The sequence below is a fragment of the Flavobacterium sp. FPG59 genome (assembly GCF_002150205.1).
Lineage (GTDB): Bacteria > Bacteroidota > Bacteroidia > Flavobacteriales > Flavobacteriaceae > Flavobacterium.
Window position 1 is genome coordinate 1 of record NZ_MTCA01000007.1, and the last position, 22,509, is coordinate 22,509.

18 protein-coding genes are annotated in these 22,509 nt (G+C 33.5%); 7 read left to right on the top strand and 11 right to left on the bottom strand.

Annotated features, from left to right (window positions below):
* Nucleotides 1-2,741, bottom strand: a 2,741-nt coding sequence (locus tag FPG59_RS01555; RefSeq protein WP_086452858.1) for a TonB-dependent receptor, incomplete at its 3' end; no start/stop codon positions are given.
* A 176-nt stretch (nt 2,742-2,917) separates the two neighbouring features.
* On the opposite strand from FPG59_RS01555, the gene FPG59_RS01560 reads away from it, so the two are divergent.
* Together FPG59_RS01560 and FPG59_RS01565 are read left to right on the top strand one after the other, a co-directional pair.
* On the top strand, nt 2,918-3,601 hold the full coding sequence (locus tag FPG59_RS01560; protein WP_086452859.1) for a response regulator transcription factor: 684 nt from the start codon (nt 2,918-2,920) through the stop codon (nt 3,599-3,601).
* Nucleotides 3,602-4,651, top strand: coding sequence for a cell wall metabolism sensor histidine kinase WalK (locus FPG59_RS01565; protein WP_086452860.1), 1,050 nt, complete (start codon nt 3,602-3,604; stop codon nt 4,649-4,651).
* A gap of 65 nt (nt 4,652-4,716) precedes the next feature.
* Here FPG59_RS01565 and FPG59_RS01570 read toward each other — a convergent pair whose 3' ends face one another.
* From FPG59_RS01570 to FPG59_RS01590, 5 genes are all read right to left on the bottom strand, one after another.
* A complete protein-coding gene (locus FPG59_RS01570) occupies nt 4,717-5,784 on the bottom strand; it encodes a glycosyltransferase (protein ID WP_086452861.1) in 1,068 nt (355 codons plus the stop codon).
* Between the two features lie 226 nt (nt 5,785-6,010).
* On the bottom strand, nt 6,011-6,694 hold the full coding sequence (locus tag FPG59_RS01575; protein ID WP_086452862.1) for a hypothetical protein: 684 nt from the start codon (nt 6,692-6,694) through the stop codon (nt 6,011-6,013).
* 85 nt (nt 6,695-6,779) lie between these two features.
* Nucleotides 6,780-10,211 carry a hypothetical protein gene (locus tag FPG59_RS01580; protein ID WP_086452863.1) on the bottom strand — a complete coding sequence of 1,144 codons (3,432 nt, stop codon included), beginning with the start codon at nt 10,209-10,211 and terminating at the stop codon, nt 6,780-6,782.
* 144 nt (nt 10,212-10,355) lie between these two features.
* On the bottom strand, nt 10,356-11,612 hold the full coding sequence (locus tag FPG59_RS01585) for an aspartate kinase (RefSeq protein WP_086452864.1): 1,257 nt from the start codon (nt 11,610-11,612) through the stop codon (nt 10,356-10,358).
* Nucleotides 11,613-11,711: 99 nt separating this feature from the next.
* Nucleotides 11,712-12,218: a GNAT family N-acetyltransferase gene (locus tag FPG59_RS01590; protein WP_086452865.1), complete on the bottom strand. Its 507-nt coding sequence runs from the start codon at nt 12,216-12,218 to the stop codon at nt 11,712-11,714.
* Nucleotides 12,219-12,474: 256 nt separating this feature from the next.
* On the opposite strand from FPG59_RS01590, the gene fbp reads away from it, so the two are divergent.
* Nucleotides 12,475-13,494 (top strand): class 1 fructose-bisphosphatase, encoded by a 1,020-nt coding sequence (fbp, locus tag FPG59_RS01595; protein WP_086452866.1) that lies wholly within the window; start codon nt 12,475-12,477, stop codon nt 13,492-13,494.
* 56 nt (nt 13,495-13,550) lie between these two features.
* On the opposite strand, the gene FPG59_RS01600 is transcribed toward fbp, so the two are convergent.
* The 3 genes from FPG59_RS01600 to FPG59_RS01610 all read right to left on the bottom strand — a co-directional run bounded on the left by FPG59_RS01600 (nt 13,551) and on the right by FPG59_RS01610 (nt 17,443).
* Nucleotides 13,551-13,982, bottom strand: coding sequence for a TerB family tellurite resistance protein (locus FPG59_RS01600; RefSeq protein WP_086452867.1), 432 nt, complete (start codon nt 13,980-13,982; stop codon nt 13,551-13,553).
* A 139-nt stretch (nt 13,983-14,121) separates the two neighbouring features.
* Nucleotides 14,122-15,894 (bottom strand): cytochrome-c peroxidase, encoded by a 1,773-nt coding sequence (locus FPG59_RS01605; RefSeq protein WP_086452868.1) that lies wholly within the window; start codon nt 15,892-15,894, stop codon nt 14,122-14,124.
* A gap of 70 nt (nt 15,895-15,964) precedes the next feature.
* On the bottom strand, nt 15,965-17,443 hold the full coding sequence (locus FPG59_RS01610) for a hypothetical protein (protein WP_086452869.1): 1,479 nt from the start codon (nt 17,441-17,443) through the stop codon (nt 15,965-15,967).
* Nucleotides 17,444-17,899: 456 nt separating this feature from the next.
* Here FPG59_RS01610 and FPG59_RS01615 point away from each other — a divergent pair, with 456 nt between their 5' ends.
* From FPG59_RS01615 to FPG59_RS01625, 3 genes are read left to right on the top strand one after another with little or no spacing between them, the layout of a single operon-like run.
* A complete protein-coding gene (locus FPG59_RS01615) occupies nt 17,900-18,493 on the top strand; it encodes a HupE/UreJ family protein (RefSeq protein ID WP_086452870.1) in 594 nt (197 codons plus the stop codon).
* A gap of 1 nt (nt 18,494) precedes the next feature.
* On the top strand, nt 18,495-18,926 hold the full coding sequence (locus tag FPG59_RS01620) for a dCMP deaminase family protein (RefSeq protein ID WP_086452871.1): 432 nt from the start codon (nt 18,495-18,497) through the stop codon (nt 18,924-18,926).
* A complete protein-coding gene (locus FPG59_RS01625) occupies nt 18,927-20,501 on the top strand; it encodes a S41 family peptidase (RefSeq protein ID WP_086452872.1) in 1,575 nt (524 codons plus the stop codon).
* Between the two features lie 174 nt (nt 20,502-20,675).
* On the opposite strand, the gene FPG59_RS01630 is transcribed toward FPG59_RS01625, so the two are convergent.
* Together FPG59_RS01630 and FPG59_RS01635 are read right to left on the bottom strand one after the other, a co-directional pair.
* Nucleotides 20,676-20,879 (bottom strand): hypothetical protein, encoded by a 204-nt coding sequence (locus tag FPG59_RS01630; RefSeq protein WP_086452873.1) that lies wholly within the window; start codon nt 20,877-20,879, stop codon nt 20,676-20,678.
* Between the two features lie 98 nt (nt 20,880-20,977).
* Nucleotides 20,978-21,556, bottom strand: a complete 579-nt coding sequence (locus tag FPG59_RS01635; RefSeq protein ID WP_086452874.1) for a MarC family protein — start codon at nt 21,554-21,556, stop codon at nt 20,978-20,980.
* A 183-nt stretch (nt 21,557-21,739) separates the two neighbouring features.
* On the opposite strand from FPG59_RS01635, the gene FPG59_RS01640 reads away from it, so the two are divergent.
* Nucleotides 21,740-22,315: a DUF3109 family protein gene (locus tag FPG59_RS01640; RefSeq protein ID WP_086452875.1), complete on the top strand. Its 576-nt coding sequence runs from the start codon at nt 21,740-21,742 to the stop codon at nt 22,313-22,315.
* Nucleotides 22,316-22,509 lie beyond the last annotated feature (194 nt).

Sequence of the window (22,509 nt, forward strand, 5' to 3'; positions counted from 1 at the left end):
CTTTTAAAGCTCTCTAACAACAATGAATTTTCGTTGATAGTAAATCGGTTTTCTTTACCCAATTCCATTTTATACAATGGATTTAGTAAATTATCTACAGCAAATTTAGCATCAATATTTTTAGTTATTTTACTAGTCCAAACAAAATCTAATTTATGAAATGGCTTTTCGTAAATGTTATCCATTCCTGCAGAACCTACTGCAAAAATTCGTGGGCCATACACTCCATAAACTAAAGACATTGAGTTTTTCATAATTTCATTGAATTCAAAGTCATATTTTAAATCCGAATTGATAATCCACTCAGAAGCTCCTTGCAATTTACGGCTTGGATTGTTCTCTAATGATGTGTTACCAAAGTTAACTTTTACATCGGTCTTCATTAATGATGTATTCAATCCAAATGAAAAATTAGCTAGTGTTGGAGACAATCTGTTTAATTGTAATAGCATTTCAATTTCTGCTCCATATAATAAAGCTTCTTTAGAGTTTTGGTAAGTCATTAATTGACCACTACCTCCTGCTCCAGCAATGAATATTCTTTCTATTGGGTTTTGAATTTGTTTCGCAAATAAACCAACAGCAAACAATTCAGTACTTTTTGGGAACAATTCATATTTTGCATCAAAATTGTAATTGTCGCTATTTTTTAAATTTGGATTACCTAAAAGAGATTTTCCATCTGGACTTATATATTGAAGTGGCAATAACTCCATTGTAACTGGTCTAGTGATGGTTTTAGAACCATTAAAACGCAAATTACTATTTTCAGTAAGCTCATATTTAGCATTAACAACAGGTAAGAAATCCAATTTTTGATCATTAATGTTTTTGTATGGACCATTTATTATTTGACCTATAGATCTGAATTTGATTGTTCTATCTGAATTTTCTAAACGAACACCTGCATTAATTTCTAATTTTTCACCAAAATTATGTAAGTAATTAATATACCCAGCATTTACAATTTGGTTTAATTTTACTTTGTAATCTGCATTTGATTCCTCACGAACTGAAATAATACCGTTATTAATATCATCAACTATGAAAGAGTTAATGCTATTAACAGGAGCGGTGTAGTTTTTGTTTACAGAGCGTAATCCTGAGAAAATACGATATGTTGATCTCAAGTCATTTTCGAAAACATTATACCCTACTGTTAAACGATTTGATTTCCCGTTTTCTTTCTCATCAAATTTAAGATTGTATTCTGCCAAACCAGAGAAATAGTAATTTCCTTTGATGTCTAAGTATTGTCTGTTCAAATGATTTCCACCATAAGAGGTGTTTATTTCAGTTGGAGATACTTTCTCACCAATGATAAATTTACGATCAGGTTGTTCATAACCAGTTCTAACAAATGACCCGCCTAATTTCAAAGTGTGTTTTTCGTCAGAAGTAAGTTTTACATTTCCTAATAATTGAGTGTTAATGTAATCAGATTGGTCAAATTGGTTTGTACGAATCAAAATGTTTGGGTTGCTCGCTTGATTGTTAGTGTATCCTAATTGATCGATTATTCTGCTATCTGTTGAACGCAAGTAGAAAGAGTTTAAACCAATGTCAAAACGTTTTGCTTTATAGTTGATCGCTGCCAAAGCAGATGCGTTAGTTTGATAACTATAACTTTCTTTTTGTAAATTATTGTCATAATCACCTGCACCAAGAATAAAAGTACGGTCAACCCCTTTACGTATTACATATTTATTATCTCCATTGATAGAGAAGGTGTAATTAATTTTGTTGCCATTATCTAAATTGAATTTTTCAGAATGGATAAACCCGAAACTTGTATTCAGAGGACTAGAAGTTTCATCAACGTTCCAAGTATTTTTTTTGTAAGTTGCATTATACTCATCTGGAGTAAGTTTTTTACCTGATGGTACACTTCCAAATGCTGAACTCAATTGACGATCTTTTCCATTTAATCCAAAATAACCTTGAGAGTTGTTTGCTTCACTGTGAATCAAAAAGTCAGAACCGTTGTTTTCAGTAGTAAATCCAGCGCCTATAGAAACTTTAGTAATACTTTTAGCCTGAACGGTTTCTATATTTACAGTTGCGCCAGCAAAATCTCCAGAAATGTTTGGATTAAATGTTTTGTAAACATTCAAAACCCCTACGATATCTGTTGGGAATAAATCTAATGGGATGATTTTAGTAAAAGGGCTGTTAGACGGAGCTTGTAATTCGTTAATCAATAAATTATTGTAACGATCTTCCAAACCTCTTACGAATAAACCTCTAGATTCTACTTTTGTAATTCCGGTGATTTTAGTTAAACCTTCTTCTACGTCACTTACTCCCTTACGGGCCATTTCCTGCGCTCCTATACTTTGTTTGAATACAATAGCTTTTTTTTGATCTAAAAGTATTGCTGTTTCTTTTTCTCTGTTTACGGTAGATTTTACAATAACATCTTCAAGTTTATAACTTCCAGAACCTAGGGCTTTATTGATTGTTACTGTTTGATCTGCAACTACTGTTACAGGAACTTCTATGGTTTCATAACCCACAAAACTTAGTTGTAAGGTGTAGCTTCCAGGTTGGATTTTTATGGTATATTTACCATCTACGTCGGTATTGGTTCCTATTGCTGTTCCTTTGATGAGAACATTAGCAAATGGTAACGATTGATTATTAGCATCTTTGTCTGTTAACGTTCCAGTAATGGTACCTTTACTTTGTGAGTAAGAGATTGCTGTAAGTAATAACGTGAGAAATAATAACTTGAATTTCATTTTGTTTAAATTTTTTGCAAAGTAACGGTCATAACATAAAACTTGAGTTACTCATTTGTTAACCTTATGTTGTGTTTATGTTTGTAAAATTCATCTAATATTAAATTATAGTTAACAGCTTTCGTATGCTGGTTTTATGTTTACATTTACATCTCAAAAATAATTTTTGAACCCTTATGAAGAAAAAAAACACCAAGATTCTACTGGTTGATGACGAACCAGATATTATCGAGATTGTAGGATACAACCTCTCACAAGAGGGGTATCAAATTGTTACAGCTACAAATGGTAAAGAAGCAATTGCTGTGGCCAAAAAAGAAATTCCAGATTTAATTATCATGGATGTGATGATGCCAGAAATGGATGGAATGGAAGCTTGCGAAAACATTAGAAAAATACCTGAATTAAATAATGTATTAATTACTTTCTTGACTGCGCGTAGCGAAGATTACTCTCAAGTTGCTGGTTTTGATGCAGGAGCTGATGACTATATTAACAAACCGATTAAGCCAAAGTTGCTTGTAAGTAAGGTAAAGGCATTGTTAAGAAGGTTAAAAGAACAAGAAGTTAATAGCGAAACGCTAAACGTGGGCGGTATTGAAATTAACAGAGAGGAATACAAAATTGTAAAGGATAATATTGAAATTGCTTTGCCAAGAAAAGAATTTGAATTGTTTTACCTTCTTGCCTCAAAACCGGGCAAGGTTTTTAAAAGAGATGAAATTCTTGATAAAGTATGGGGTAACGAGGTAGTAGTAGGGGGAAGAACTATAGATGTTCATATTAGAAAACTACGCGAAAAAATAGGTGAAGATTTGTTTAAAACCATTAAAGGTGTTGGATATAAGTTTGAGGTGTAAATGACAATCAATTTTAAAAAAACATACCGTTTTGCTGTAAAATCAGCGCTGTACATTACTTTATTTTCTACTATTTTAGTTAGTTTTTTGACTTATCTTTTCTTTAGATTTTCGGTACAATTCATATTGCTTTTTGCTTTTTCAATTGCTACTTTTTCTTTTTTGGTTATACAATATAGAGTAGAACGTTTTATTTACAAGAAAGTAAAGAAAATATATGATGATGTTTCTTTATTAGAGTCTAGTACTTTTAGAAACCAGCCTATAACTACAGACATGGCTACGCTCACGCGTGAGGTTAAAAAGTTTGCAACAGATAAAAAATTAGAAATAGAAACTTTGAAAGTTCGTGAAGAGTATCGAAGAGAATTTTTAGGGAACGTTTCTCATGAGTTAAAAACTCCTTTATTTACTGTACAAGGGTACTTATCTACCTTGTTAGATGGTGCCATGAATGATAAAACAATTAGAAAGAAATATCTAGAGCGTGCCGAGAAAGGGGTAGAAAGATTAATCTATATCGTACAGGATCTTGACATGATTTCAAAACTAGAAATAGGAGATTTGAATCTTGAAATGGGAGAATTTGACATTGTAAAACTGGTTCAAAATGTTTTTGATTTGCTGGAAATGAAAGCATCCAAAAAAGATATTTTACTTATGTTTGATATGCGCTATAATAGACCCATAATGGTTTATGGTGATCAAGACAAAATTCAGCAAGTTGTCATGAATCTTGTGGTGAATTCTATAAAATACGGTAAAATAAAGGGTTCAACTGAAGTAAGTATTGAAGATTTAACGGATGAAAAAGTGATTGTAAGGGTCACAGATAACGGTGAAGGAATCGAGAAGAAAAATATCCCGAGACTTTTTGAACGTTTTTATAGAGTGGATAAAAGTGGTGCAAGAACCGAAGGTGGATCTGGCCTAGGTTTATCTATAGTGAAACACATTATAGAGGCACATGAAGAGAAAATTTATGTTGATAGTACCTATGGTGTGGGATCTGAATTTTCATTTACAATTGAAAAGGCTAAAGCTAAATAGATAAATGATGTTCAATAGATAAGGAAAACCGACACTTGTGTCGGTTTTTTTGGTTAACGTATAAATTACGGGTTAAAAATTTCAAATAAAGTTGCCCATTCTATTCTAGATTCAGACCTAGGTAATCCTTTGTAATCATGAACCATTTCTAAATCACTAATTTTAAAATTATCCTGAGTTGCATAAGGGACAAGTCCTTCTTTCATTAATTTTTTTGCTAAATATTCTTGCTCATATTGACCGGGTGTAGGAATAAAAAAAGCTTTTTTACGAAGCACCGCTAAGTCCATTATGGTAGTGTAACCAGATCTGCAAAGTACTATTTCACTTTCGTTAAAAACGTTTTCAAGTTCTACAGAATTCATGAAATTAAAGTAGGTAACATTATCTTTTATAACTTTAGTTTGTTGTGGGGCAATATTTCCTTCAATAAAAATGGCTTTACCTTGATAATTTAAAATTTCTTTTTTCAAATAGTTTTCTAATAATCCTCGTTGCGGTTCTGGACCTGAGAGAATAATTAATAAATCATATTTTTTGGGAACCAGTTTTTTTTGTAAGCGGCTTATGGGGCCTATGTATTTTATTTTTGGATTAAGAACCTCAAGATGACCTAAATTTCCCGTAAGGTTTATTGTTCCTTCATAATCTGGTACCCAGCATTGCTTATATTTATTAAAGATGTATTGGTGAATTTTACTGGTTATCCAAGTCGTATTTCCAGTTAAAACATTTAATTGATGTGTGATATAAACAGATGGTACTTTTTTATCAAAAACTCCCAGACGATTATCGGATATTATACCATCAATTTGATATTGTTCAATCCAGCCCCGAACAATTTTTCTTTCGGTACGGATTGCTTTTAATGTCTTGAAACTATTTTGAATTAACTTCCACTTGAAATTCTTCCCTTTTTTTGCATATTCAATTTCGTACGATGGCAGCTCTAACGTTTTCAAATCCGGAAATTCTTTTCTAAGTAATGCTAGAGCAACTCCATCGGATGCTATTATGGGAGTAAAATTGTTTTCTAGTAATGCCTTTATGATCGGAATACATCTAGTGGCGTGTCCTAAACCCCAATTAAGCGGTGCAATTAAGATAGTTTTAGTGCTGTTATTGTTATTCATTTCAAAATTGTATCAAATGTTTTTGTAAGTGTAAGATACATTGAAACACTTCTTTTTTGTATTTGTAAAACATTACCAAACTATTAAATTAAGGTATTACGCCATATTTAGCTTTAAAACGCATCATAAAAAACCTTTTCAAAATGTAGATTAGCAAATTTAAAAAGTTTACTAAAAGCAAAAGCTATCCCAAGAGATAGCTTTTTTTATATAGTTTTACTATTACTTATTCTTGTATATAAGTTTTATTTCCGTTAGAATTGATGTAGTATTTACCACCTCTAGGACCAGTATATACTTTTTTACCATTGTATTCGCCAGTTACTTTGTCAGCTACTTTTGGTGCTTTTTCAGTGGTTTCTTTTACTTTTTTAGCAGTAGCAACTTTTTCTTTAGTAGCATCAGCTTTGGCTTTAGCCTTTGTAACTTTTTCTTTTACTGCTTCTGTTTTTTCTTTGGTAACGTCAGCTTTGGCTTTAGTCTTTGTAACTTTCTCTTTTACCGCTTCTGTTTTTTCTTTAGTGGCATCAGCTTTGGTTTTAGCCTTTGTAGCTTTCTCTTTTACTGCTTCCGTTTTTTCTTTAGCAGCATCAGCTTTGGCTTTAGCCTTTGTAGCTTTCTCTTTTACCGCTTCTGTTTTTTCTTTGCTTGCAGCGGCTTTTTCTTTAGCCTTTGCAGTTTTCTCTTTTACTGCTTCTGTTTTTTCTTTGCTTGCAGCGGCTTTTTCTTTAGCTTTAGTAGCTTTTTCCTTAGCAGCTTCCTTTTTTTCTTTGGCTGCTTCTGCTTTAGCTTTCGCTTTACTTGCTTTTTCTGTAGCTGCTTTTGTTGCTTTTTTCTCAGTTGCTGTTTCTTGTGCGTAAGTACTTAAAGAGAAAATAAAAGCCATACACAACATTAATAACTTTTTCATAGGGGTTTTGTTTTTTGTTTAATAATATAAAAATAGCGAAAAAAATGTTTTAAAATCAATTCGTAATTCAATATCGTATAATTGCTTAAAAATAGGCTCTTAGTTGAACGTTTCCAGTGTGTATGGCATTGCTTTTTTCACTTTTTCGGCCTTGATAATTGATGTTTATATCTAAAAACTGAGTGATATTTTTTTGCAAAAGTAATCTCCATGTTAAGTTTTGTCCCGTTTGTAGTCCTTCAAGCATTTGAAATCCTACTGCAGAAAGTTCGTTTCCTATAAATTTATTTTGATATAAAGATAATTCGCCATTCATTGTTATTTTTTTTGCTCCAGCAAATGAAAAGGATGTCCCAAATCTACTTTGAGTGAGCGTTTCCTGCTCGCCGATGGTATTTTCTTTTTTTTGCAATTCATAAAATAAGTCCCAACTGGTATTTTTTGAAAACAGATAACTAATTTTTGGTGTCCATTGGTAACCCGAAAGGTTAAAGTTTTTTTCTGGGAAATTTTCAGATTTTAAAGCAGATTGTATTGTTTTTGTAAAAACACCAAAAAGCCAATTTTTTTGGTACAAATGATTGTATTGCAACTGATGTGAATAATTTGAAACTTCCTGTGAGCCAATGGATGATAGGTTTGTAGTTTTACTTTCTAGATAGGAATAGGTAACGGAATGTTTTTGTTTACCTCTGTTGTAAAACAAACTATTTCTAAAATTATAGTTTAAACCTAAAACATTTTTGGTAGCATTAGAAAACGGATTTAACTCAAAATTTGCACCATCGTTTTTCACTTTTCGATCTAATAAAAAGGTAGTTTGGTTGTAAAAATTAGAGAGAAACTTTCTAAATCCTTTATTGTTTTGCCAAATTGTAGGGTTCAACGTCAGAGATTGAGAAAATTTATTTTGATGGGTTTTTATAAAAATACGGTTAGGTAAAAACACTCTTATAAACTTTGCTTGGTCAACAAAAGGCGCCACTTCAAATTCCTGTAGCTCTTGAATACCATTGTTATTGTAATCGTTCCAGGTGTAAACTCCTTGTCCTGCCGCAACCTCTAAGTAGGTGAATTCTTGTTGCGGAATCGTACCAGAATTAGTCTCAAATACAGTGTTGCTCACCAGTAATTGTTTCAAAAATCGATCGGTGTAAATAATCCTTGAGTTGAGGGTAGATTCTTTTTTTTGTGTATTTGCTTCAAAGTCTAACACTCTATATTGGGATACAATTGACAAGTCACTTTTTGTGTTTTGAATTAGTTTTGTTTTAAGTGCAAAGGTTTGAGAGGTATTTACTCTTTGAATCAAGTTATTTTGTAAACTGTCATTGCTACGCTTCAAATAGCCTAGCTCTACAAATACTTTGGTACTATCACCGCGACCGGCAAAAAATCCGTATTCTTTAAATTTTTGGCTCAAGGCCGAAAATTGAAGCGTATTAATGTCTTTTTCCTTATTGTCTTCTGTACGAAGGGTTGTTCCTATCCAGTTTTTTTTGTGATCATAACGCATTTGGAATTGATTTCTAAAAAATTCAGATTGCGATTTGTTCGACTGACTGCTTAAATAGCTTCCCCTATTTTTAAAACTCCATTTTTTTAGTTGGAACGCACCATTTACAACATGTTTTCCTCCTGAAAAACTGTCTGAAAAATCTAGTTTCTCGTATTGGTATACAAAAAAACCTTTTTTTGAAGTCTCTTTTTTGGTGTTGAGATTCAGTTTAAAACCGCTTATAAGTAAACTTTGATTTCCAGTTCCATTAGTTCCAATATTCCAGTCTCTATCAAATTCAATATTGTAAATACGTTCCACAGATTTAAAATTGCGCTGTATAAATTGATAGTTTGCAAAAACATCCATTTGCCATTTTTTTGAAAAAAGCCGTTGTTGTCCATTTAATTTTCCTGCAATTCCTTTGTTGTCATTGTCTTGTAGAGAAGAGAATAAATTTTTATCGGTATTACTTACCCCCATTTCTACTGTGATCATTGTTTTATCACTAGGGTTGTATTCACTTATAAATGTGGCTACTTGCGTTTTTGTGGGAGCAACAAGTTGAATAGTAGCTTCGTAATTACCTTGTGGGATTCCGTTTATTGGGGCTACATATTCAAACACACGGGTGATGGTGGCGGTATTTGCAACTATATAATTTCCGTTGTTTGGGCCAACTTGTGTAAAACGGACATTAAATAATTCTTGCTGATCCTCATTTGAATATTCAAAGAAAGTGACTCCATTTGCTAGTACTTTTTTATAGAGTACTTTATTTTCATCAAAGGTATCAACATACTCAGATGGTGCTATCATCAATTGAGGATTGTCACCCGCCTGAGTCAAAATTTGTGCTTGTTCTCGGGTAAGGTTTTGTTGTAAGGGTTGGTTTTTTAAATCATTCTCAGAGTACAAATAGCCTTTTAAACGCCATTTTTTATTCTCGTGTGTTGCCCCTGCATAGGTTACGAATCGGGTGTAGTTTTGATCAGAGTATTGATATTCAACTGCAATTCTCATTTCAGAGGTTATGGTAAACAAGGGTGTAAATACAATCTCTCCCGCATTATAATCAATGGTGTACTCATTATTCTCACCTCGTTTTAATAAAGTACCATTTACATATACGCGCTCCGATCCAGAAACTACTAGTACATATAACTCTCCGTTTTGTCCTTTTAATTTATAAGGACCTTGGTTGCCTTCTTGTCCTACGATGTCACTTTTTGCATATTGTCCTCTTACTAATGCTGCTGATGCAAAGAGATCGGTTTTGTGATTTTTATTTCCAAACTGGATTTTTGTAGAAAGTCCTTGCACTTTTTTATTAAAGTTTAGGAATTGGGTGTTTTTGTTTTCTAAGAAAATATCACCTGCTCTAATGTTCCAATCTTTGCTATACAGTTCCATGAAAACATTATCAAACTGATCTAATTTTTGAGAATACCCACCGTCTTGAAGCGGAATATTACTATCTTGAATGGAGGCTCTCAAGCTCACTTTATCGGATATTTTGCCTGTTATTTGTAAGTCAAGGTTTGATCCAAATACTGCATTTTGATTGTTTCCGATGGTAATTCCTCGGGTGATACTTCCAGAGGTATTTAGTCCATCAAAAGGAACTGTCTTGTTATTGTTTTTTTTATCTATGGTGTATAAGGTTCCCTGTAACGCCGTATTGCTCACAATTTTATTCGAATCAAATACTTGGTATACCTTAGTGAGTATCTCGGGAAATTTTAAATACTGCACGGTCAAGGAATCCCGCTCTATTAGCAAAGGGGATTTCAATAGTAAAATTCCTTTTGTGAAATTAATTTCAAAAAAAGTGCTGTCTATTTTTTTACCATTGGCGTCAAGCAGTTTAAAAAAGTGCGGATTAAGACTTTCTTTTTCAATATAAAGAGTATCCTGAGTTCTAGCTATTTTTTTTGTTTTGTACAAGGAGTTGATTTCCTGCGCCTGTAGACCAGAAAAGAAAATCAAAAGAAAAAAAAACAAGATTTTTTTTAGCATAAATACTATAACTCAAAGGAATCAAAAGTAGTATTTATAATTTGATAATAAGTATTCAAAAAACGGGTAGTATGGCATGGTATTATCCTGCTACTCCTAAATAAAAAGGGAAGTAACTGCATGTTATTTCCCTTTTTTCTATTCTTAAACTTCTTTTGTAACCACTTGCATGGTCTCGCGGCTTACTTGTTTGAGTAAAACAATTTTGTTTTCTTCAACTGTTTTTGCAGCATTGTCATTAAAATGTCTGATGGTGTACAAGGTTACATTTTGCTCGTAATCTACTTTGAATTTTTTTGATAAAATGGCATTGAGCGCATTAAAATTATCAAATTTATCTTCAACACATACAGAGAAACTGATGGCCGAGTTTTGGATTAAATTTACTTTTATTTTGAATTGATGGAACAACGCAAAAATCTCACTGATGTTTTCTTCCATTATAAAAGAGAAATCTATAGACGAAAGCGAAATTAATAATTGGTTTCTTTTTACAATAAAACAAGGTAAATAGGGCTCCAGATCCACTCCTTTTGAAACACTAGTCCCTTGTAGTAATGGGTTTATAAATGATTTTACAAATAAAGGAATTTCCTTTTTCTGTAAAGGTTGTAACGTTTTTGGGTGAATGACAGTAGCGCCATAAAACGCAAGTTCAATAGCTTCTCGATATGAAATTTGGTTTAATAAACTAGCATTCTCAAAATATCTTGGATCAGCATTCATAACCCCAGGTACGTCTTTCCAGATGGTTACGCTTTCAGCATTTAGGCAATAGGCAAAAATGGCAGCAGTATAATCAGATCCTTCACGACCTAATGTTGTTGTAAAATTATTTGGGTCAGACCCCAAGAAACCTTGTGTAATATTCAGGATTTGTCGTTTTACATTTTTGGCAATATTAGCTTGTGTCAAGTCCCAATCTACCTCGGCATCGCGATACGTAGCATCAGTTTTTACAAAATTACGAACATCTAGCCATTGTGTTTGAATGCCCATAAAATTCATGAAATGACTCAGAATAGTGGTCGATATCAATTCGCCAAAGCTTACAATTTGGTCGTAAACAAAATTGTAATTAGGGGATTTATTGTGTGCCAAAAAGTATTCTAAATCACTAAATTGTGCATTAACGGCTGCAAATACTTCGTTTTTTTCATCTTCAAACAAATCGATTAAGATTTGATTGTGGTATTTTTTTACTTCTTGAACAGATGAATTTAATTCAGTTGATTTGTCAAAATAATTTTTTATAACAAGTTCTAATGCATTAGTAGTTTTGCCCATTGCAGACACGACTAATAATACATCCTCATAACCCACTGTTTGTAAAACGCTATACACGTTTTTGATTCCTGCCGCATCTTTTACTGATGCACCTCCAAATTTGAATACTCTCATATTTTCTTAAATCACAATTTTTAAATTCTAAATTTAAATCAGAATTCTATTTATCTTTAATTTTTTAATTTCCTATTTATGTCTCTGAATTTGGATATTTTATTTCAATTTGTCAGATACAAATTGATGTATTCCTAATTCATCCATTTGTACTACATGCCAATCGCGCAATACTTTGGCTCCTGATTTTTCGTAGAAATCAATTGCTGGCGTATTCCAGTCCAGAACATTCCATTCTACTCTTCGTACCTGGTCTTTCTTACCTTGCTTTAAAATTTCAGAATATAAGGCATAACCTAATCCTGTTCCTCGCATGCTTTCTTTTACTACTAAATCCTCTAAGTGAATGGTTTTGCCTTTCCAAGTTGAATACCGGTAGTACCAAAGGGCGATACCTACAATTTCCTTTTCTGAAGTACTTTCTGGTGAGTCTGAATCAATCTCTGCAACAAAAACATGAAACAGCGGCACAGCTCCAAAACCATCTCGTATTAAATCTTCAACGGTAATAAGAACTGCATCTGGTTCTTTTTCAAACAATGCTAGTTCTTTGATTAAACCTAAAACCGAAGGCATATCTGCCGGAGTACCTTTTCTTATTATCATGGCGTAGTTGTATCTATTAATGATTGGATTATCTAACGGATATGTATCTATTTCTTGTTTTTAAAATCTTACAAAGATTCTATTGTGTTATTTTAATTAAATTGCTTGAAATCACAATTAAATTAGCTTTAAAACTAAAAAAATTATAGTTTATTTAGCAAATATACAATAGTGGTAAACTAAGTTCATATTATTGAAATCATTTTCACAAAAAAAACGATATTTGTGACTTCAAAATAACTACAACGATTTCGAAATGGAAGAACGCAACAAGACTTTAGGAGAATTTATTATAGAGAATCAAAATGCTTTTCAATATTCGTCTGGTGAATTATCCCGAATTATTAACTCGATTAGGCTTGCCGCCAAAGTAGTAAACTATAAGGTAAACAAAGCCGGATTAGTTGATATTGTGGGTGCTGCAGGGGAGCAAAATATACAAGGAGAAGACCAGCAAAAACTGGATGTTTATGCCAATGAAGTTTTTATTCAAACCTTAATTAACCGTGAAATTGTATGCGGTATTGCCTCTGAAGAGAACGATGAATTCATCACTGTTGAAGGTAGTGATAACAGCCACAACAATAAATATGTGGTATTGATGGATCCTCTTGATGGATCTTCTAATATTGATGTAAACGTATCTGTGGGTACTATATTCTCAGTGTACAGAAGAATTACACCGATAGGAACTCCAGTTACAATGGAGGATTTCTTGCAGCCAGGAATCAATCAAGTAGCTGCAGGGTATGTTATTTATGGAACATCAACCATGTTAGTGTACACAACTGGTCATGGTGTAAATGGGTTTACATTGAATCCTGCAATTGGGACTTTCTATTTATCACACCCTAATATGAAGTTTGCAAAAGACGGTCATATTTACTCTATCAACGAAGGGAACTACATTCATTTTCCACAAGGGGTTAAAGATTATATCAAATATTGCCAGACCGAAGAAGAGGACAGACCGTATACTTCCAGATATATCGGTAGCTTAGTTTCGGATATTCATAGAAATATTATCAAAGGCGGAATTTATATCTACCCAACTAGTTCTAAGGCACCTAATGGTAAATTACGTTTATTATATGAATGTAATCCTATGGCGTTTATTGTGGAGCAAGCTGGAGGTAAAGCTTCGGATGGTTTTGGAAGCATCATGGAAATTACTCCAACCGAATTGCATCAGCGTGTTCCTTTCTTTTGTGGAAGTTATAACATGGTTGAAAAAGCCGAAGAGTTCATGCATAAAGCAAAATTGAGCAAATACTAAAAAGCAAAAAGCTTCCAGGATTACTGGAAGCTTTTTTATTTAAATGCAAGTGCAATCTATTTGTGCATATTTTGCATTTCCTCAAGGAAAGTGTCAGAGTCTACCTCTTTGTCAACAAGTTTTAAGGCTTTGTCAATGATGTAATTTACATTATCAGTATTGAACCCTAATGCTACACCTATTTTTCTCAACAAAACTTCTTGTTGATCTCCTAAATGATGATCAACGTGAACGATTCTGGCTAAATCATACAAACGCTCTAATCTTTGCTCGTGTAAATACGGTGGATTGATAGGGTAATTCAAAGGATTTTCTAAAATTTCCTCATACTCTACTGCTGATATTTCTAGGCGAAGTGCTAGTTTGTCTAAAAATGCTTTTTCTTCTGGTGAAAATTTCCCATCAGTAAGCGCTACGCGAACAATTGACGCAAAATGACCTTTGTTTCTTTGCTTAAATTCGCTATCAAATAAATCTGAAAATGACATAGTTGTTGTTTTTTATACTACAAAGATATATCTATTTTTAAATTATTAATTTTAATTTTTGTTTAATTTTTTTCAGATGCAAGAGTCAATTGCGCTTGTTTTTAGCTGAAAATGTAATCTAAAAATGCGTTTATATAGCTTATTTAGTATCTGAAAGTGTTTTCATAAAGGCAACTAACGCTTTTTGCTCTGCCAAAGTCAAGTTAAGTTTGTCTGACGGTAAGGTTTGATTTTCTACAGTAATACCATTTCCTGCGCCACCACCTTCATTATAGAAAACAACAACTTCTTCTAACGATTTAAAAACACCATTATGCATGTACGGACCTGTTTGTGCAATGTTTCTTAGTGTAGGTGTTTTAAAGGCGTTTTTCAGTTGTGCCATTTTGTATTGTGTAAATCGACCTAAGTCTTGATCTATGATTTTTCCGTTTTTAGTTTGAGGTGTTCCTATCACTTCTTGCTCTGTTTTTTTGTAAATAGGAGGTACTGTACCGTTAAACAACGGGATGAAATGACAAGTCGCACATTTTCCTTTTCCTGCAAAGAGATTAAATCCTAGTTTTTCCTCATCCGAAAAAGAAGTAGAAGCGCCCGAAAAGTAATTATCAAACCTGGAGTTGAATTTATTTAAAGAACGAACATAACTTGCTATTGCGTTTTGCAATTGCCATTCTTCTAGTTTAATAGCATTAGGAAAAGCTTTTTTGATCAATTTTTTATATCCTGTATTGCTTTGAATTCGAGTTAAATTGTCTTTTAAATTCCCATGCATTTCATCTTTGTTTTGAATGACATCTAAACTTTGTTTCTCTAAATCCGTTTGACGCATATCCCAAAATTGCGCATTTTGAAGTCCGGCGTAGGTTAATGTAGGTGTGTTTCTCAGTAGTTGACTTCCGTTTAATGACAAGTTGGTTTTTAGTCCGTCAGTAAAAGCCAATTCCGGATTGTGACATGTGGCGCAATTACGTTTTCCGTCTTTGGAAAGGGACGAGTCGTAAAATAATTTTTTGCCAAGATCAGCTTTTGCTTTAGAATACGCATATTTTTTTGACGGAATAAAAGCGTTGACATTAAAGGTGTTTTTTTCAAAAAGCGATTTTGCATCTGGATTAATGGCATTTGTCTTTGCAACGTTTTTAATACTATTGTCTTGTTGAAATTGAACTAGCTTTTGAGATATTGGATTTAGATATTTTTTAATAAAGGTAGCGCGATCAAAGGTGTTGAAATTGGTGTTTGCATTGCAAAAGGTGTTGGCTTGGTCTATCAAATCAAAAAGTAAGACTTTTGTTTTTGAATTATTGGTATTCAATTTTTCAAGTACAACTTTTAAGGAAGATAAACTCGCTTTAGCTTCAGGGATCGATTGATTGGCAATTGGCGAATCGAAGCCGGTGATGCCAAGAGTTAAAATTCGGTACACTTCCATTTTGCTGGCATCAATAACATAATCAGGGCTGATGGTGATTACGGATAAATGCTCTTTGACTTGTGCAATTAAACCTTTTAAAACGGCAATTTCTCTTTTTAAAGTACTGGAATTATTGGTAGAATATTGTGGGTAAATTAGTTCTTCAATGACTTGAAAACCACTTGGTGATAAGAATTTGTTTTCTTCAACTTCTAATTCATCAAGTGCCGGCCCGTTGATAAATCGTGCTGGGTCTGGCGTAAAATATTCGACAGCCCATTCTATTTTTTTATATGCAATGCGGCTGGATTCAAATGATTTTTGTAGTTTTTTTTGATTTGGGTTTTCGGCAGCTACTTTTTCAAAAGCAAGTAATTCTTGATTGAGTTCCTCTAAATTCGATAACAGTTCTTCTTGAATGGTCAAACTAGTGTATTGTTTTTGACAAGAAAAAAATAGGAGTAATAAAGGCAGCAGTTTTAATAGCGGTTTCATGTTGTGGATTGTCTTAAATACAAAAACAACCCAAAATTTTGGGTTGTTTTCATATCAATAGTTGAGGTAATTATCTTTGTACGTTTCGGATGATGATGGTTTGACCACCTTCTTTATTGGTGTTAAATCCACTACCATCAGCATTTGAAAAAGCATCTTTTTGCCATGTATGTGGATGTATGTTTACGATGAATGTATTTGGAACACCAATTACATCTGAAATGTCTTCCATTGCACCATATTCCCAACTTCCAAAACGCATTTCATTAGTTTGGTTATAGGCTGTATTCCATGCAGCATCAGTTCTCTTGTGATTCATTGTCAACCAAGGTTTGTTTACCTTAGATGCAATGTTGTATTGCCAGATATAAGAATCATGTTTTGCGGCAGTGTAATATGAATCTCCATCCTCTTGTGTGTATACATAATTCTCAGTCACGGTAATGTTATCTGGATTGATAATTCCTGTTCCAGGAGTTGAGTCACCTTCCATTACCAATTCTAATTTTCCTTTTAATGGATTAGCATCGTCTAAAATAAGCTTGTATACACGTCCCCACATGGTGTAACCCGCTACTGGAGCGTTTGCGCTAGCTTGTCCGGTAGCTGTAAAATACAATTCACGGTTGTTTTTTGCAGACCCTTTTCTGTAATCTACATCTTCAACTCTAGAAAAACGAATGGCTCCCAAGTTGTTTACAGTAGTGTTGATTACCGCACCCGTTAAGTTTTTAGCATTTGGAATTTCTACAAAAGATACATCAAATGAGGTTCCTACATTCATGCTAGTCTCTACTTGGTTACCATCATTTCTTTTTAAGGCGTATAATTTTCCGTTGTTTAAATCTCCAACTGTTTCGCTCATATACATAATAACTTGTCCTGCACTGGCGTGAGAGGTAGAGTAAGATTGATCTTCACCAATTACAATAACCGTTTTTCCAGGATAGGCTTGCTTGGTCAATGGTACTGCATTTTCCATACTCGCTTTTCCTAAAGCTGGTAAAACGCGATCCGTTCTCTTTTTCATACTTGTAAGGCCTAATGGATCAATACCATGAACCATACTTTCTTCACCACTTTCTCCAGCAGTCAAAAACAAAGGGCCAAACCCGTGAATTGCTGGTACGGCAAGTGTAGCCGAGCACAAACGAGTCATCCCGCCCACTGCATCAACAATATAATCTCCTTTTACTGGCTTAAGAGTTTTGTCAAAATATACTCTGGATACAGATTTTAATATTTCGTGGTTAGTAATCATAATGTAACCGTCTCCAGCAGGATCTTTCATAAATCCAGCTCCGTCAGGTTGTGCTCCATAAATAAAGCCTGGTGATTGTGCTAATACATCAGGGCTACTCAATAATGAAGTGATTTGTAAGTTTTCAAATCCTTCTTTGGCTACAGCCAATGCAGGAACTGAAGAAACATTTGAAAAATTAATAGCTTTGTTTTCGCTAGGGGTTTCATTTTTGTCGTCTTGACACCCTACCGCTGCAGCTAACAAAAGCGATGATAATGCTATTTTTTTTAAATAATTCTGATTCATGATAATTGTGTTTAGTTCGTTTGAATGCAAAACTATCGCAAGAAACTGAATCTTAGTTTAGGTCAATATTGTTGATTTATCATTAAAATGTTACTCCAAGATTAACACATTGTAAACCTGTTAATTTAAAGTAAAGTTAAGATTATTTACATAATTTGTAAGATTTATATATTCTAATAGCTGTCTTTTAAAATTGCGTTTTAAAGCATTGAGGATTTTATGCTTTTCTTTTTTTGTTACCAAGTTATATTATAATGTAAGTAAATGTTGTTGATCGTGCATCAGTTATGAATGTTACTTTTTGAGCGTGTGCCAAATGACTTTATTCGAGTTGCCATATTCGTTGTTCAAGATATTGAACGTATTGTTTTCATTGAATTTATTAGATATTCTAAGGAAGGATTTTCAAAATTTATTGTAAGTTTACAACCCTTTTAGCAACTTAAATTAGTAGTAATGCAAGAATTTTGGATTTACTTTCAAATAGGTTTAAAACATGTTTTAGATATACATGCCTATGATCACGTTTTGTTTTTAATAGCCCTAACTATTCCTTATTCTTTCAAGGATTGGAAACGTGTAGCGCTATTAGTAACTTTATTTACAATTGGTCACACTATGGCGTTAATGTTATCTGTTTTTGGTATTGTAGCTATTAAAGTAAATGTTGTAGAGTTTATGATTCCAGTAACCATATTAATAACGGCTTTGTTTAATCTTTTTACAGCAGGTAAATCTGGTAAAAAAGAAAGTATCAACCTTGTGTTTTTTACAACTTTGTTTTTTGGGATTATCCACGGTTTAGGTTTTTCAAATTATTTTAAATCTATCTTGGGTGGAGATGCTGCTTCAAAAGTTTTACCTCTTGCTGAGTTTGCCTTGGGCATCGAAGCTGCTCAAATTATAGTTGTTTTTGTACTTCTAATTATTTCTTATTTGGTACAAACCGTTTTTAGATTTTCTAAAAGAGATTGGACCTTAGTCATGTCGGCTTTTGTCATAGGGGTTGTGATTCCGTTATTAGTTGAAAGTGAACTTTGGATACGATAAAATGAGCGAAAAAAAATTAAATAAATACGACAAAGCCTACTTACGAATTGCAAAAGAGTGGAGTTTATTATCTTATTGCAAGCGCAAACAAGTAGGAGCCATTATAGTTAGGGATCGAATGATTATTTCTGATGGGTACAATGGTACGCCAAGCGGTTTTGACAATTGCTGCGAAGATGAGGAAGGACTTACGCGCTGGGATGTATTGCACGCTGAGGCCAATGCGATTCTTAAAGTTGCACGTTCTACGCAATCATGTGAGGGTGCTACGTTATACATTACCCTTTCCCCATGTAAAGAATGCAGTAAGCTAATTCACCAGTCGGGTATAAAAAGAGTAGTATATCACGCTGGATATAGAGATGATTCTGGGATACAATTTTTGATGAAAGCAGGTGTAGAGGTGGAGCACATACCTATAATGGAAGAATAAATGAAATTCAACACAAAATATTTGCCTCTTATTTTATTTGCCACACTAGCTCTTGGTGTGCTGCTGGGCGGATTATTGAATTTCCCCAATGCCTCCCGTTTTATGGGCGATAATAACGCTAAAAATAAACTAAATAAACTCATAGATTTTATTGACAAAGAATATGTAGATGAAGTGAATACAGACTCTATTGTCAACCTTACTGTAGATAATATTCTCGCGCAGCTTGATCCACATTCTGTATACATTTCACCAAGTGACCAGCAAGAAGTAGTTGAAAGTATGCAAGGAAATTTTGTGGGTATTGGCGTTAATTTTTACATGTATAAAGATTCTGTTGCGGTTATAAAACCTGTTGAAAATGGACCTTCGGCAAAAGCTGGAATTCAAGCAGGAGACAGAATTTTATACGCCGGAAAGACAAAGCTTTATGGCAGAAAACTCCCTTCTGATAGCTTGTTTTCTCAACTCAAAGGAACAGTTGGCTCTCAAGTAGAGCTTACTGTGTACAGAAAGACCACCAAGCAAAAACTAAAATTTAAAATAAAAAGAGATGTTATCCCGTTAAACAGTATTGATGTGGCTATGCTCATCAATGCCACTACAGGTTATATCAAAATAAATAGATTTTCAGAGACTACTTATGATGAGTTTATGAGAGGTTTGGGAAAACTAAAAAAACAAGGTGCAAAATCCTTAGTAATTGACGTGAGAGAAAATGGAGGTGGTTATATGGAGGAAGCCATCGCTATCATAGATGAGTTACTGCCAGATAAGCAACTCATTGTTTTTACCAAAAACAAAAACGGAAAAGTGACTAAAACCTTTGCAACAGCAAACGGGCAATTCGAAACAGGAAAACTAACTATTCTTATCAACGAAAATAGCGCATCGGCCAGTGAAATTCTTGCTGGAGCCATTCAAGACAACGATAGAGGTCTTATTGTAGGCCGACGTTCTTTTGGTAAAGGATTGGTTCAACGAGAAATGCCTTTTGCTGACGGATCATCAGTGCGTCTTACCATAGCGCGCTACTACACACCTACAGGACGATCCATTCAAAAACCGTATGCTAAAGGCAAAGAAGCCTATTTTAAAGAGTCGGAAACCCGATTTGAAAATGGAGAGCTGTATGAAAAAGACAGTATTAAAGTTGCGGATACTCTAAAATATAAAACCAAGAAAGGACGAATAGTCTATGGCGGTGGTGGAATAGTTCCTGATGTTTTTGTTCCTATTGAGTTAGAGCACAGCAGCCAAAGTGCGGGTTATATATTGCAATCTGGTATTATGGGGAATTATGTTTTTGAGGATTTAGATTCTCATAACAAGGAGTTCAAAGGAATTGCATATGCGGCGTTACAAGAAAAAATTAATACGTCTGATAATTATTTTAATAAATTTCAAAGATTCATTCTTGATAACGGTCTCGACATTCAGTTTTCTAAAAGTAAGTCGCTTGTAAAAAGATTTCTAACTGCAGAGTACGCAAGACAATTGTTTGGTGAGAACAAGTATTATGAAATTATTCTTAAAGAAGATTCTATGCTTAAAGTAGCATTGAAATTGAAATGATTCAAAAATCAATAAGTTTTTGATCGTATTACTCTAATTTTCTATCGAATGATACTTTTCCTTTTAAAGTATGCTTTAAGAAGTTTATTACTGAATTAATTTTTTCTAATAAAAAAAGGATGCGCTAAAAGTCTAGCGCATCCTTAAATATATTTCAAAATTAACTATACTTTATTATGTTTTTGGATTTGATTTTTCTTCAATCTTTTTGGAAACTCTAAAAATAAGAAGAATCAATACAGCACATAATGAGGCTGCAATACCAATAAACGCAACAATGCTTTCTCCTTGAAAGGGGTTTTTAAAATCTAGTAATGTAACATTAAAGACGATTAAAGCTAGTGCCAAAAATACCAATATGTTAGTGAAAATTTTCATAAATGAGTTTGTTGTTTAAATCTTAGTGTACTGAAAAAGATAGAAGTAAATTCTATGTAACCAATTAAAATTAGGGTGTAAAATTATTAAATTTTATATTAAAGAAACAAACCTTTAACATTAGCAGCAAATAATTTAACAGCAATTGCTAATAATACTACTCCAAAAGTCTTTCGGATCACTCCAAGTCCGTTTTCTCCTAACATCTTTTCAATTTTAGAAGAAGATTTTAAAACGATGTATACTAAAATGATATTCAAGAATATGGCTATTACAATATTGATCGTAAAAAATTGAGAACGTAAGGAAAGTAAGGTAGTCATGGTTCCTGCACCAGCAATAAGTGGAAAGGCTAGTGGAACAATAGATGCTGAACTCGCTTCTTCGTCACGATAAATACGAATGCCTAAAATCATTTCTAAGGCTAGGAAAAAAAGAACAAATGAACCTGCAACTGCAAATGAATTGACATCGATTCCAATTAACTTTAAAAGTTCTTCTCCCGCAAAAAGGAAAACAATCATAATGACTCCTGCTACGATGGAGGCTTTCTCAGATTCGATGTGGCCGTGTTTAGTTCGGAGATCTACAATAATAGGGATAGATCCCACAATGTCAATTACGGCAAAAAGAACCATGCTAACGGTAATTATTTCTCTGATGTCTAACTGCATAATGTTGGTTTTAATGATGCAAAAGTATTCATTTTTGATGTTTAGCGGGTTTAATCTTGTATTATTTTAAGGTCAAGTTAAAAATAAATTGCATTTTCAGGAGTAGTGAAGCCTTCCGTTTTTGCCAAATTCTTTTTTTTGATTTTCAGTGCTTCATTTTTAAATTTCTTTGAATACCTTTGCACCATGTTTCAACTAGGAAAAACCATCGTCTCAGAAGACTTACTCGAAAAAGATTTTGTTTGTAATCTAACTGCCTGCAAGGGAGCTTGTTGTGTAGATGGTGACGCTGGTGCGCCATTAAGTGAGGAAGAAACAAAAATCCTAGAATCTATTTATCCAAAAGTAAAACCTTTTTTGCGCAAGCAAGGTATTGAGGCTATTGAAGCCCAGGGAACTTGGGTAACAGGAACAGATGGTGAACTGGAAACACCACTTATTGACAATAAAGATTGTGCTTATGTTATCTTTGACGGCAAAACTGCTTTATGCGGTATTGAGCAAGCCTACAATCAAGGAATAATCGACTGGAAAAAACCCGTTTCTTGTCATTTATATCCAGTTCGGGTAAAAGATTTTACAGAGTTTGCAGCTGTAAATTATGATAAATGGGACATTTGTGATGCTGCCTGTTCACTAGGACAAGAGTTAGAGGTTCCAGTTTATAAGTTTGTCAAAGAAGCTTTGGTACGCAAGTTTGGTGAAGACTGGTATGCAGAACTAGAGACTGTTGCTCAAGAGCACTTAAACAATTCAAAATAGCACAAAACTACCCCACAATTTCAATTTCTTAAATCCTATATTTTACAGTGGCTAACGCCATTTTGTAAAATATAAACTATTGATTTTCAAATTTTTACAATTAAAGCTATAAACGAGAATTTTTCTTTTCGTTGTTAAAAACTAGGGCCGATTGTGAATAAGTTTGGCTTTTAAATCCAGCAATATTTCACAAC

What these genes read in the sequence shown, in the direction of transcription:
- FPG59_RS01630 (WP_086452873.1), bottom strand. Translation starts at nt 20,879, where the DNA reads ATGAAAATTTTCACTAACATATTGGTATTTTTGGCACTAGCTTTAATC.
- FPG59_RS01575 (WP_086452862.1), bottom strand. Translation starts at nt 6,694, where the DNA reads ATGAAAAAGTTATTAATGTTGTGTATGGCTTTTATTTTCTCTTTAAGT.
- FPG59_RS01625 (WP_086452872.1), top strand. Translation starts at nt 18,927, where the DNA reads ATGAAATTCAACACAAAATATTTGCCTCTTATTTTATTTGCCACACTA.
- FPG59_RS01610 (WP_086452869.1), bottom strand. Translation starts at nt 17,443, where the DNA reads ATGAATCAGAATTATTTAAAAAAAATAGCATTATCATCGCTTTTGTTA.
- FPG59_RS01605 (WP_086452868.1), bottom strand. Translation starts at nt 15,894, where the DNA reads ATGAAACCGCTATTAAAACTGCTGCCTTTATTACTCCTATTTTTTTCT.
- FPG59_RS01560 (WP_086452859.1), top strand. Translation starts at nt 2,918, where the DNA reads ATGAAGAAAAAAAACACCAAGATTCTACTGGTTGATGACGAACCAGAT.
- FPG59_RS01590 (WP_086452865.1), bottom strand. Translation starts at nt 12,218, where the DNA reads ATGATAATAAGAAAAGGTACTCCGGCAGATATGCCTTCGGTTTTAGGT.
- FPG59_RS01580 (WP_086452863.1), bottom strand. Translation starts at nt 10,211, where the DNA reads ATGCTAAAAAAAATCTTGTTTTTTTTTCTTTTGATTTTCTTTTCTGGT.
- FPG59_RS01585 (WP_086452864.1), bottom strand. Translation starts at nt 11,612, where the DNA reads ATGAGAGTATTCAAATTTGGAGGTGCATCAGTAAAAGATGCGGCAGGA.
- fbp (WP_086452866.1), top strand. Translation starts at nt 12,475, where the DNA reads ATGGAAGAACGCAACAAGACTTTAGGAGAATTTATTATAGAGAATCAA.
- FPG59_RS01570 (WP_086452861.1), bottom strand. Translation starts at nt 5,784, where the DNA reads ATGAATAACAATAACAGCACTAAAACTATCTTAATTGCACCGCTTAAT.
- FPG59_RS01565 (WP_086452860.1), top strand. Translation starts at nt 3,602, where the DNA reads ATGACAATCAATTTTAAAAAAACATACCGTTTTGCTGTAAAATCAGCG.
- FPG59_RS01615 (WP_086452870.1), top strand. Translation starts at nt 17,900, where the DNA reads ATGCAAGAATTTTGGATTTACTTTCAAATAGGTTTAAAACATGTTTTA.
- FPG59_RS01620 (WP_086452871.1), top strand. Translation starts at nt 18,495, where the DNA reads ATGAGCGAAAAAAAATTAAATAAATACGACAAAGCCTACTTACGAATT.
- FPG59_RS01600 (WP_086452867.1), bottom strand. Translation starts at nt 13,982, where the DNA reads ATGTCATTTTCAGATTTATTTGATAGCGAATTTAAGCAAAGAAACAAA.
- FPG59_RS01640 (WP_086452875.1), top strand. Translation starts at nt 21,740, where the DNA reads ATGTTTCAACTAGGAAAAACCATCGTCTCAGAAGACTTACTCGAAAAA.